Source organism: Pseudomonas fulva (genome assembly GCF_023517795.1).
In the GTDB taxonomy this organism is placed as follows: Bacteria; Pseudomonadota; Gammaproteobacteria; order Pseudomonadales; family Pseudomonadaceae; genus Aquipseudomonas; species Aquipseudomonas fulva_D.
In genome coordinates, this window is sequence record NZ_CP082928.1 from 2,778,290 (window position 1) to 2,790,148 (window position 11,859).

General features: G+C 66.1%; 8 protein-coding genes. 6 read left to right on the forward strand and 2 right to left on the reverse strand.

Features of this window, described 5'->3' with window-relative positions:
* Positions 1–27: 27 nt before the first annotated feature.
* The 4 genes from K8U54_RS12555 to K8U54_RS12570 all read left to right on the forward strand — a co-directional run bounded on the left by K8U54_RS12555 (position 28) and on the right by K8U54_RS12570 (position 5,485).
* Complete coding sequence (locus K8U54_RS12555; RefSeq protein WP_249906172.1) at positions 28–1,293, forward strand: inorganic phosphate transporter; 1,266 nt, start codon at positions 28–30, stop codon at positions 1,291–1,293.
* 225 nt (positions 1,294–1,518) lie between these two features.
* Entirely contained in the window at positions 1,519–2,667 is a 1,149-nt protein-coding gene (gene argE / locus K8U54_RS12560) for an acetylornithine deacetylase (RefSeq protein ID WP_249906173.1), read from the forward strand.
* Between the two features lie 118 nt (positions 2,668–2,785).
* Positions 2,786–4,084, forward strand: a complete 1,299-nt coding sequence (argA, locus tag K8U54_RS12565) for an amino-acid N-acetyltransferase (RefSeq protein WP_249906174.1) — start codon at positions 2,786–2,788, stop codon at positions 4,082–4,084.
* A 165-nt stretch (positions 4,085–4,249) separates the two neighbouring features.
* Positions 4,250–5,485, forward strand: coding sequence for a M20/M25/M40 family metallo-hydrolase (locus tag K8U54_RS12570; protein WP_249906175.1), 1,236 nt, complete (start codon positions 4,250–4,252; stop codon positions 5,483–5,485).
* 42 nt (positions 5,486–5,527) lie between these two features.
* On the opposite strand, the gene trmA is transcribed toward K8U54_RS12570, so the two are convergent.
* Entirely contained in the window at positions 5,528–6,622 is a 1,095-nt protein-coding gene (trmA, locus tag K8U54_RS12575; protein ID WP_249906176.1) for a tRNA (uridine(54)-C5)-methyltransferase TrmA, read from the reverse strand.
* A 438-nt stretch (positions 6,623–7,060) separates the two neighbouring features.
* A complete protein-coding gene (locus K8U54_RS12580) occupies positions 7,061–8,350 on the reverse strand; it encodes an NCS2 family permease (RefSeq protein ID WP_249906177.1) in 1,290 nt (429 codons plus the stop codon).
* Between the two features lie 258 nt (positions 8,351–8,608).
* On the opposite strand from K8U54_RS12580, the gene K8U54_RS12585 reads away from it, so the two are divergent.
* Positions 8,609–10,300 carry a molecular chaperone HscC gene (locus K8U54_RS12585; protein ID WP_249906178.1) on the forward strand — a complete coding sequence of 564 codons (1,692 nt, stop codon included), beginning with the start codon at positions 8,609–8,611 and terminating at the stop codon, positions 10,298–10,300.
* 6 nt (positions 10,301–10,306) lie between these two features.
* Positions 10,307–11,842, forward strand: coding sequence for a J domain-containing protein (locus K8U54_RS12590; protein WP_249906179.1), 1,536 nt, complete (start codon positions 10,307–10,309; stop codon positions 11,840–11,842).
* The last annotated feature ends 17 nt before the right edge of the window (positions 11,843–11,859 follow it).

The window sequence follows — 11,859 nt, forward strand, 5'->3', positions numbered from 1 at the left end:
CCTTTCTGGGTTTACAGGTAAATCTCTATGTCTCTTGTCGCGGACTACGGTTTCGTACTCCTCGTGATGGCCTGCTGCTTTGGTTTGTTCATGGCGTGGGGCGTTGGTGCCAATGATGTGTCCAATGCCATGGGTACTTCGGTGGGTGCCAAGGCGCTGACCATCAAGCAGGCGATCCTGATCGCCATGGTCTTCGAATTCTGCGGTGCCTATCTGGCCGGTGGTCAGGTCACCGAAACCATCAAGAACGGCATCGTCGATGCCTCGGTGATCCCCGCCGACATGTTCGTGCTGGGCATGATGGCCTCGCTGTTGTCGGCCGGTACCTGGCTGCTGATCGCCTCGATCCGCGGCTGGCCGGTGTCCACCACCCACTCGATCGTCGGCGCGATCATCGGCTTCGCCTCGGTCAGCGTGTCGGTCGATGCGGTGAACTGGGGCGGCCTGGTGCCCATCGTTTCCAGCTGGGTGGTCACCCCGTTCATCTCCGGCCTGCTGGCCTTCGGCCTGTTCATGAGCGTGCAGTGGCTGATCTTCGACACCGAGGATCCGTTTCGCAACGCCAAGCGCTGGGTGCCGGTGTACATGTTCCTGACCGGCTTCATGCTGGCGCTGATGACCTTCACCAAGGGCCTCAAGCACGTCGGCCTGAACTTCACCACCGGCCAGAGCATTCTGCTGTCCGCCGGCGTCGGCCTGCTGGTGGCCGGCCTGGGCATCCTGCTGCTGCGCCGCATCAAGCTGGACGAGGAAGCCGACAAGGACTTCCACTTCGCCAGCGTCGAGAAGGTCTTCGCGGTGCTGATGATCTTCACCGCCTGCTCCATGGCCTTCGCCCACGGCGCCAGTGACGTTTCCAACGCCGTCGGCCCGCTGGCCGCGGTGGTCGGGGTAATCGAGGCGGGTGGCGACATGGCCATCGGCGGCCAGTCCTCGGTACCCGGCTGGGTGCTGCTGATGGGCGCCGTGGGTATCGTCATCGGCCTGGCCACCTATGGCTGGAAGGTGATCGCCACCATCGGCAAGAAGATCACCCAGCTGACCCCGAGCCGCGGTTTCGCCGCCGAGCTGGCCACCGCCGCCACCGTGGTCGCCGCTTCGGGCATCGGCCTGCCGATCTCCACCACCCATACGCTGGTCGGCGCGGTACTGGGCATCGGCATGGCGCGGGGCATCGGCGCGCTCAACCTGGCGGTGGTCGGGCGCATCTTCACCTCCTGGGTGGTGACCCTGCCGATTGGTGCAGCGCTGGCGATCATTTATCTCGAAATCTTCATGCTGATCTTCCTGTGATCCTTTGACGGTCTGCTGCACGGCCGTCAATGAGCAGAGTCCTTGGGTAGGAGGGGCCGGGCGGCGATCCGCTTTAGCCCCGAGCGCTTTGTAACCCGATGAAAAGCTCGTGGCTAAAGCCACTCCTACCCGATTGCCGGCCCTGAAAAACAGCGATTCTCCATTGGCGGTTCTCGCCGGCAACGCTTCACTCTATGATGAGGCGACCGACCCGAGAGAGCCGCCATGTCATTTCTCCCCCTCAAGGATCGCTTCGCGGCGCTGATCGCCGTGCCATCGGTCAGTTGCACCCAGCCCGCCCTGGATCAATCCAACCAGCCGGTCATCGACCTCCTGGCCAACTGGCTCAGCGAGCTGGGGTTCGCCTGCGAAAAGCAGCAGGTCGAGCCGGGCAAGTTCAACCTGATCGCCACCTACGGCAGCGGCCCCGGCGGCCTGGTGCTGGCCGGGCACAGCGACACCGTACCGTTCGATGAAGCCCTGTGGCAGAGCGACCCGCTCAAGCTCACCGACACCGGTGATCGCTGGGTCGGCCTCGGCGTGTGTGACATGAAGGGCTTTTTCGCGCTGATCATCGAGGCGGTGCAGACGCTGCTCGACCAACCCTTCAAGCAGCCACTGATCATCCTCGCCACCTGCGACGAGGAGTGTTCGATGTCCGGCGCCCGGGCGCTGGCCGAAGCCGGCCGGCCGCTGGGCCGTGCCGCGGTGATCGGCGAGCCCACCGGGCTCAAGCCGATCCGCCTGCACAAGGGCGTGATGATGGAGCGCATCGATATCCTCGGGCAGAGCGGCCACTCCTCCAACCCGGCCCTGGGGCGCAGTGCCCTGGATGCCATGCACGAGGTGATGGGCGAACTGATGCAGCTGCGTCGGCAGTGGCAGCAGGAGTACCGCAACCCGCAGTTCAGCGTGCCGCAGCCGACCCTGAATTTCGGCTGCATCCATGGCGGCGACAACCCCAATCGCATCTGCGGTCAGTGCTCCCTGGAATTCGACCTTCGGCCATTGCCGGGCATGCAGCCCGAAGCGCTGCGTGCGGCGATCCGCCAGAAGCTGCAGCCTTTGGCCGAGCGCCATGAGGTGAGCATCGATTTCGCGCCGCTGTTTCCCGCCGTGCCGCCCTACGAGCAATCGGCCGATGCCGAGCTGGTGCGCGTCGCCGAGCGGCTGACCGGGCACACCGCTGCCGCGGTGGCCTTCGGCACCGAAGCGCCGTATTTCCAGCAATTGGGCTGTGAAACCCTGGTGCTCGGCCCCGGCGATATCGACTGCGCCCACCAGCCGGGCGAGTACCTGGATACCGACCGCCTGATTCCCACGGTGCAGCTGCTGCGCCAACTGATTCAGCACTACTGCCTGAGCCCGCGCTGAGATGAGGAGCATTTCGCTGATGGCATTGCGACGACGATAACGCACCGCGCCTGCCTGCGAGGCCAGCTGCCTCGCACCCCTCGATGCTTCTTTCGTTCTCCCAAGGGTTTCGCCGCACATGTACGACTACGTCAACTGGCTCCGTCACGCTTCGCCCTACATCAACGCCCACCGCGACTGCACTTTCGTGGTCATGCTGCCGGGCGAGGGCGTGGCCCATCCGAATTTCGGCAATATCGTCCATGACCTGGTGCTGCTGCACAGCCTGGGCGTGCGCCTGGTGCTGGTGCATGGCTCGCGCCCGCAGATCGAGGCGCGCCTGGCCGCCCGTGGCCTGCAGCCGCGCTATCACCGCGACCTGCGGGTAACCGACAGCGCCACCCTGGAATGTGTGATCGATGCCGTCGGCCAGCTGCGCATCGCCATCGAGGCGCGGCTGTCGATGGACATCGCCGCCTCGCCCATGCAGGGCTCGCGGCTGCGGGTGAGCAGCGGTAACTACGTCACCGCGCGGCCCATCGGCGTGCTCGATGGCGTCGACTACCACCACACCGGCGAAGTGCGGCGTATCGACCGCAAGGGCATCAACCGCCAGCTCGACGAGCGCAATATCGTGCTGCTGTCGCCGCTCGGTTATTCGCCCACTGGCGAGATCTTCAACCTGGCCTGCGAAGACGTGGCCATGCGCGCGGCCACCGACCTGGCCGCCGACAAGCTGATCCTGTTCAGCAGCCAGCAGGGTCTGCTCGACGAGGACGGCAAGCTGATTCGCGAGTTGCGCCCGCAGCAGGTGCCGGCCCACGTGCAGCGCCTGGGCAGCGACTACCAGGGCGAGCTGCTGGATGCCGCCGCCCAGGCGTGCCGAGGCGGTGTGAAGCGCAGCCATATCGTCAGCTACACCGGCGACGGCTCACTGCTCACCGAGCTGTTCACCCGCGACGGTGGCGGCACCATGGTCGACCCCGAGCAGTTCGAGTCGCTGCGTGAGGCCGACATCAACGACGTCGGTGGGCTGATCGACCTGATCACGCCGCTGGAGGAGCAGGGCATTCTGGTGCGCCGTTCGCGGGAAGTGCTGGAGCGCGAGATCGGCCACTTCAGCATCGTCGAGCGTGACGGCATGATCATCGCCTGCGCGGCGCTCTACCCGATCGCCGACTCGACCTGTGGCGAGCTGGCCTGCCTGGCGGTCAACCCGGAATATCGCCATGGCGGCCGTGGTGACGAGTTGCTCGAACGCATCGAGGAGCGCGCCCGGGCCAAGGGCATCAACACCCTGTTCGTGCTCACCACCCGCACCGCCCACTGGTTCCGCGAGCGTGGCTTCGAGCCCAGCAGCGTCGACCGCCTGCCGGCCGCCCGTGCCTCGCTGTACAACTTCCAGCGCAATTCGAAGATCTTCGAAAAGAGCATCTGATCCGTAGCCTGCCTTGAACACGATCAGGCCCGGGATGAACGCCATCCCGGGCCTGATCGCGCTTGGCAATTCAGCGGCGCAGTGACCTTAATCGATGCCATCGGCTGGCGAGGCGGCCCATCTTGGTCAAGGCTGCAAGGACACCCTATCGAGAAAGGACCGCGCATGCCCATTCGACGCTCACCGATTACCGCCGCCCTCGCGCTCTCATTCCTGTCGTTTTCCGTGCTCGCCGCCGACCTGGCGCCTGACGCGTTACTCGAGAGAGCCGCAGCCGAACAGAAGCCGTACCTCGCCACCGTCGAGCAACTGGTCAACGTCGATACCGGCACCGGTCAGGAGCCGGGCCTGAAGACCGTCAGCGCCCTGTTGGTCGAACGGCTCAAGGCGCTGGGCGCCAAGGTCGAAACGAGCCCGGCCAGCCCGTCGGCGGGCGACAATATCGTCGGCACCTTCAAGGGCGCCGGCAGTAAATCCTTCTTGCTGATGGTTCACTACGACACGGTGTTCCTGCCGGGCACCGCCGCCAAGCGGCCGTTCAAGGTCGAGGGCGAGCGCGCTTATGGCCCCGGCGTGGCCGATGCCAAAGGTGGCGTGGCGATGATCCTGCATTCGCTGAAGCTGCTGCAGGACGACAAGTTCGATGGCTTCGGCACCCTGACCGTGCTGTTCAACCCCGATGAGGAAACCGGCTCAGCCGGCTCGAAGACGATCATCGGCGAACTGGCACGCCAGCATGACTACGTGTTCTCGTACGAGCCGCCAGACAAGGATGCGGTAACCGTCGCCACCAACGGCATCAACGGCGTGATGCTCGAGGTCAAGGGCAAGTCCTCCCACGCGGGCTCGGCCCCGGAGGCCGGGCGTAACGCGGCCATGGAGCTGGCGCACCAGATGCTGCAGCTCAAGGACCTGGGCGATCCGGCCAAGGGCACCACGGTCAACTGGACCATGGTCAAGGCCGGCGACAAACGCAATATCATTCCCGCCAGCGCCTCGGCCGAGGCGGACATGCGCTACTCGAACCTGAGCGAAAGCGACCGGGTGCTGGCCGACGCGCAACGCCTGGTGGAGAAAAAGCTGATCGACGGCACCGAGGTCACGGTGCGTCTGGAGAAGGGGCGCCCGCCGCTGGCCAGGAACGCGGGCTCCGAGCAGTTGGCCAAGCAGGCCCAGGCGCTCTATGCCAGGATCGATCGCAGCATCGAACCGATCGCCATGCGCTTCGGCACCGATGCCGGCTACGCCTACGTACCGGGCAGCGACAAGCCGGCGGTGCTGGAAACCATGGGGGTGGTGGGCGCCGGTCTGCATGCCGACGACGAGTACATCGAGCTGTCGAGCATCGCCCCGCGCCTGTACCTGACGGTGGCGTTGATTCGCCAGCTATCGGCGCAATAGTGCGATGGCAGCGCGAGCCTGGCTCGCGCTGTACTCCATCCGTTAGCGGCGCACCAGTAGCACGCCTGATTCCATGTGATGTGTATAGGGGAACTGGTCGAACAGCGCGCAGCGCTCGATGCGGTGGGTGTCGTGCAGCTGGGCGATGTTCTGCGCCAGGGTCTCCGGGTTGCAGGAGATATACAGGATGCGCTCGAAGCGGCGGGTCAGTTCGCAGGTATCGGGATCCATGCCGGCGCGGGGTGGGTCGACGAACACGCTGCCGAAGTCGTAGCTCTTCAGGTCGACATCGGCCAGGCGGCGGAACGGGCGCACTTCATTGAGCGCCTCGGTCAACTCCTCGGCGGACAGGCGCACCAGGGTGACGTTGTCGATGCCGTTGTCGGCCAGGTTGGCCAGGGCGGCGTTGACCGAGGTCTTGCTGATCTCGGTGGCCAGCACCTGGCGCACCCGGGTGGCCAGGGGCAGGGTGAAGTTGCCGTTGCCGCAGTACAGCTCCAGCAGGTCGTCATCGCGCTGGCCCAGTACATCGTAGGCCCAGCCGAGCATCTTCTGGCACACCTCGCCATTGGGCTGGGTGAAGGCGCCTTCCGGCTGGCGATAGCGGAAGGTGCGGCCGGCGACCTGCAGCTCCTCTTCCACGTAGGGACGGCCAACGACGATGCGCTTGCCCTTCGAGCGGCCGACCACACTGACCTGCAGCTCTTCCGCCAGCAGGGCGGCAGCGGCTTCCCAGGCGTCGTCGAGCGGGCGGTGGTAGCACAGGGTGATCAGCGCATCGCCGGTCAGGGTCGTCAGGAACTCGACCTGGAACAGCTTGAAGCCCAGCGCCGGGCTGGCCTGCCAGGCGGCCTTCAGGCGCGGCATCAGCGCGTTGATGCGCAGGCTGGCGACGGGGAAGTCTTCGAAGAAGATCGGGCTGTACTTGTCGCCGGCCTCGAACATCGCATAATGACGGCTTTCGCTGCCGGCCTCGCGCCACAGGCGGAATTCGGTACGCAGGCGGTAATACTCGCGCGGCGACTCGAACACCTCGGGCTCAGGGGCAGCGAAGGGCGCCAGCAGCTCGACCAGGCGGGCCTTCTTCTCGGCGAGTTGGGCGTCGTAGGCGGCGGGGTCGAATGCAGGACGGCTCATCGGTCACTCGTGCGGCAGGAAAACGGGGCGCCATTGTAGCGATTCCGCTGCCAGCGTGCCGGTGTCGTCGATTATTGGTGGGGGCAGGACGCGGAGCGTGGGAGCGATCAATGCATTTCCTGTGGGAGCGTAATGGCCGATCAGCGCGTAGGGCGTACTCGCGAAGCAGTACGCCGTTGCGGTTGGTCAGGATTGGCGCGGTTTGGCGGACTGTTCGCTTCGCTCCTGAGTGCGCGCTACGGGCTTGAAGGCTCGCGAGCTAGAGCCATGCAAGGCCTCGGCGGCCCCGCAAAAACAGGCGAGGAAGTGGAGTGTACTTTTGTACATGAGCATTACTCGCTTCGCTCGCCCTCCGGGCCGCGCTTAAGCGCGTTAGCCGCAAGCGGCTATCCGAGCCTGTTTTTAACGCCGCAGGGCCGACGCGCAGCAGCCTTCTACCTAGAACAACGCCAGCTTGATCACGCAGAAGATCGCCAGGGCGACGAGCATGCCATTGAGCTCGCGGAACCGCCCGGCCAGGGTCTTGGCGGCAACCCAGGTGATGAAGCCGAAGGCGATACCGGTGGCGATGGAGTAGGTCAGCGGCATGGCCAGCGCAGTGACCACCACCGGCGCGGCGACGGTGATATCGCTCCACTCGATCTCGGCCATGCCCGAGGCCATCAGCACGGCCACGAACAGCAGCGCCGGGGCGGTGGCGAAGGCCGGTACGCTGCCGGCCAGCGGCGCGAAGAACAGGGCGAACAGGAACAACACGGCAACCACGATGGCGGTCAGGCCGGTGCGCCCGCCGGCGCTGACGCCAGCGGCGGATTCGATGTAGCTGGTGGTGGTCGAGGTGCCCAGCAGCGAGCCGCCCAGGGCCGCGGTGCTGTCGGCGATCAGCGCACGGCCCATCTTCGGCAGGTGGCCGTCCTTGCGCATCAGGCCGGCCTTCTTGGCCACGGCGATCAGGGTGCCGGAGTTGTCGAACAGGTCGACGAACAGGAAGGCGAAGATCACGCTGATCAGGCCGACATCCAGCGCGCCGGCGATGTCCAGTTGCATGAAGGTCGGCGCCAGGGACGGCGGCATCGATACCACGCCGCCGAACTCGCTGACCCCGAGCAGTATGCTCAGGCCGGTGACCACCAGGATGCTGATCAGCACCGCACCGGTCACCCGCAGCGCTTCCAGGCCGATGATCAGGAAGAAACCGAGGATCGCCAGCAGCGCGGCGGGCGAGCCCAGGTCGCCGAGGCCGACCATGGTCGCCGGGTTGGCGGCGACGATGCCGGCGTTCTGCAGGGCGATCAGCGCCAGGAACAGGCCGATGCCCGCGGCGATGGCCGAGCGCAGCTCCAGCGGAATGCTGTTGATGATCCACTCGCGGATCTTGAAGATCGACAGCAGGAAGAACAGGCACGCCGACAGGAATACCGCGCCGAGGGCGACCTGCCAGGTGTGGCCCATGCCCATCACCACGGTGTAGGTGAAGAAGGCATTGAGGCCCATGCCCGGCGCCAGGGCGATCGGGTAGTTGGCGATCAGGCCCATCACCGCCGAGCCGAAGGCCGCCGCCAGGCAGGTGGCGACGAACACCGCGCCCTTGTCCATGCCGGTTTCGCCGAGGATGCTCGGGTTGACGAACAGGATGTAGGCCATGGTGAGGAAGGTGGTGACACCGGCGAGTATTTCGGTGCGCACGTTGGTGTTGTGTGCGTTGAGTTGGAACAGTCTTTCCAGCATGCGGAGCTCCGATGGCAGCGAACGCGCGTTGAAGTATGCAGAGCGCAAGCAAAGCACTTCACGTGCCATATCGCGTTGCCGATCCACGAAAGCGCGGCATCATAGCAGCCCGCTCCAGGCCCCGGCAGCGGTCTCTGTCGGCAAGTTGGCAAACCGCGGCAAACCTCCTTTACCCAGCCTTGTCAGAGCGCTCTAATACCGCCCCGCCCGGCGCCTGACGCGCCGTTGGCCGGCACGCACAGGGAGGCTGCAACGCACATGATCATCGGAATCGACCTCGGCACCACCAACAGCCTGGTCTCGGTCTGGGACGGCGAGGCGGCGCGGCTGGTGCCCAATGCCCTGGGCCGCTTGCTGACGCCCAGCGTGGTCGGCCTCGACGACCACGACCAACTGGTGGTCGGCGATATCGCCCGCGAGCGCCTGCAAACCCACCCGCACCTCACCGCGGCGCTGTTCAAGCGGCACATGGGCAGCGCCCGGAGCACCCGCCTGGGGTCGCGCGCGTTCCGCCCGGAAGAATTGTCCGCGCTGGTGCTGCGCAGCCTCAAGGAGGACGTCGAGCGCGCCTATGGGCAGCCGGTCAGCGAAGCGGTGATCAGCGTGCCGGCGTACTTCAGCGATGCCCAACGCAAAGCCACGCGCATCGCTGGCGAGCTGGCCGGGCTGAAGGTCGAGAAGCTGATCAACGAACCCACCGCTGCGGCCCTGGCCTATGGCCTGCACCAGAAGGGCGAGGCGACCTTTCTGGTCTTCGACCTGGGCGGCGGCACCTTCGACGTGTCGGTGCTGGAGCTGTTCGAGGGCGTAATGGAAGTGCGCGCCAGTGCCGGCGACAACTTCCTCGGCGGCGAGGACTTCGACGATGCCCTGGTCGCCCACTTCCTCAGTGCCATGAACGGCCAGGGCCTGCCCGACCACCAGCAGCCGGCGATCCATCAGCGCCTGCGCCGCGAAGCCCAGCGCGTGCGCCATGCCCTGGGGCAACAGCCCGAGGCGGTGTTCCAGCTGCGCGAGGATGGTCGCGAGTGGACGCTGCCGCTGAGCCAGGACAGGCTGCTGAGCATCTGCGAACCGCTGCTCGAACGCCTGCGCGCGCCCATCGAGCGGGCCCTGCGCGATGCGCGCATCAAGGTCGCCGACCTCGACGAAGTGCTGCTGGTCGGCGGCACCACGCGCATGCCGCTGGTGCGCAAGCTGGTGGCCAGCCTGTTCGGGCGCTTCCCGGCCATGCACCTCAACCCCGACGAGGTGATCGCTCAGGGCGCCGCTATCCAGGCCGCGCTCAAGGCCCGCGATGCCACGCTGGAGGAGGTGGTGCTCACCGACGTCTGCCCCTTCAGCCTGGGCGTGGAAATCAGCAAGCAGGTGGGCACCCAGCAGCAGAGCGGCCATTACCTGCCGATCATCGAGCGCAACTGCGTGGTGCCGGTCAGCCGGGTGCAGAGCGTGTACACCCTGCATGACAACCAGAAGCAGGTCAGCGTACGCATCTACCAGGGCGAAAGCCGGCTGGTGGCCAACAACATCTTTCTCGGCGAGCTGGACGTGGCCGTGCCGCCGCGGCCCGCTGGCGAAGTGTCCCTGGATATCCGCTTCACCTACGACATCAACGGCCTGCTCGAGGCCCAGGTGGACACACCGCTGACCGGTGAAAGCCATCGCCTGGTGATCGAGAACAACCCCGGCGTGCTCAGCCCCGCGGAAATCGCCGAGCGTTTCGCGGCGCTGGAGGCGCTCAAGGTCCACCCGCGCGACCAGCAGGTCAACAGCGCTCTGATGGCGCGCCTGGAACGCCTGTATCAGGAGTGCCTGGGCGATTTGCGCGAACACGTCGGCCAGCTGGCCGCGCATTTCGCCAGCATTCTGGAGCGCCAGGACGAGCGGGAAATTCGCGAGGCCCGTGGCGAAGTGGCCGCGCGCCTGGATGCCATCGAGCAGGGGTACTGATCGCTTATGAACCCCTGGACGCTGCTTGGCCTGGACGCCGACGCCGATACCCGCAGCATCAAGCGCCGCTATGCGCAGCTGCTCAAACAGCACCGCCCGGACGAGGACACCGAGGCCTTCCAGCGCCTGCGCGAAGCCTACGAGCAGGCATTGGCGCATGCTGCCGCCGAGGATCGATCGCGGAATGCCGGCTCCGAGCAACGGCAGGTGCCTGCTGTGGCGTCGACGTTAGTGGTGGAGGACGAGCCTGTTGTCGCAGCGGCCACTGAAGCGCCAGCGCATGCGCGCCTCGAGCAGTTGCTGGAGGCCAACGACTCGCTGGACGCGGCCCTGCAGCAGGCCCGCGAACAGGGGCTGGAAACCGATCTGCAGCGTTATCTGCTGGCCCGCTGCGCCACCCTTGACGAAGAGGGGCTGAACATCCTGCGCTGGGGCATGCAGCGCTTGCAATGGCTGTCGCCCTGGCAGGCCGAATACCTGCCCCGCGCACATTCGGAGGCCCTGGCCGCGCGCCTGTTGGCTGTGGAACTGGAAACTCTGCAGCAGCGCTTGCAGGCCGGCGAGGAGCGCGCCGTCGTGGATGCCGCCACCGCCCTGCTGGCCAGCGACTGGCTGCAGTCCTTCGACCGCCGCCGGCAGTTGCAGGACGGCATGGTGTGGATGCTCGAAGTCACCGATCATTGGACGGGCGGGCTGTTTGATCGCCTGTGCCGGCTGTTCGGCTGGAACGAGGACACCGGTGAGCTGCCGTGCTCCGTCGAGCGCTGGAACTGGCTGTGCTGGCGCTGCGAGCGTCACGCCGTGGGCCAGCGCGTGCAGCAACATCTGCAACTGGATTGGCCGCTGCGCGCCGAGGAACGCGCGGCCTGGCTACTGCTAAAAAGTCTGAATGAGCGTGACACGCGCCAGTTGGTCGACCGTTTCGACGCTGAGGACTGGCAGGCCTGTGACGCGCTGGAGCACATGCTCACCGAGCGTTACCCCGAGTTGCCGGAGCTGCTCGACCTGCAGATCGACGAGGATTGGTGGCGCTGGCAGCCACGCCAATGGACGGTGCCGGCCACGGTCTACGCCTGGCTCATGCTGTTCACCGCGATGTTCGCCACCTCGCTGCAGGATGCGCAGATGTCGGTGTACCTGGAACGTTCGGGCGGCTATCTCGGCCTGGGGCTCAAGGACCTGCTGATCAGCGTCGGGATGGTCGCCTGGATGGTGATGCTCGCCCGCGGCTGGAGCCGGCTGGCCCGGTACCTGACCCGCCTCGACGTACCGCTGAGCCGGTTGCTGCTGCCCGCCGTCTGGCGCGACCGTGGCGCCGGCATGCTGGTGCTGCGCCATGGCTTGCCGGCCGCTCTTTTCGCGATGATCGTCACCTCATTCGCGCCAAGCCTGGTTCCTGGCGGAGTCGTATTCGGCGCTGCCTTGCTGCTCGAAGTGCTGTTTCTCGGCCTGGTTGGCGGCCGCCGTATGCCCTGGCCGCGCTGGTCGCTGTGGCGCACCGGCGCCTTCAAGGTCGACTACAGCAAGAAGGCCGAGTGGTGAACCCCTGGGAACTGCTG

Bases quoted from the DNA above. Each gene is read 5' to 3' on its own strand.
- K8U54_RS12555 (WP_249906172.1), top strand. From the start codon at position 28: ATGTCTCTTGTCGCGGACTACGGTTTCGTACTCCTCGTGATGGCCTGC.
- argA (WP_249906174.1), top strand. From the start codon at position 2,786: ATGTACGACTACGTCAACTGGCTCCGTCACGCTTCGCCCTACATCAAC.
- K8U54_RS12580 (WP_249906177.1), bottom strand. From the start codon at position 8,350: ATGCTGGAAAGACTGTTCCAACTCAACGCACACAACACCAACGTGCGC.
- K8U54_RS12590 (WP_249906179.1), top strand. From the start codon at position 10,307: ATGAACCCCTGGACGCTGCTTGGCCTGGACGCCGACGCCGATACCCGC.
- argE (WP_249906173.1), top strand. From the start codon at position 1,519: ATGTCATTTCTCCCCCTCAAGGATCGCTTCGCGGCGCTGATCGCCGTG.
- trmA (WP_249906176.1), bottom strand. From the start codon at position 6,622: ATGAGCCGTCCTGCATTCGACCCCGCCGCCTACGACGCCCAACTCGCC.
- K8U54_RS12570 (WP_249906175.1), top strand. From the start codon at position 4,250: ATGCCCATTCGACGCTCACCGATTACCGCCGCCCTCGCGCTCTCATTC.
- K8U54_RS12585 (WP_249906178.1), top strand. From the start codon at position 8,609: ATGATCATCGGAATCGACCTCGGCACCACCAACAGCCTGGTCTCGGTC.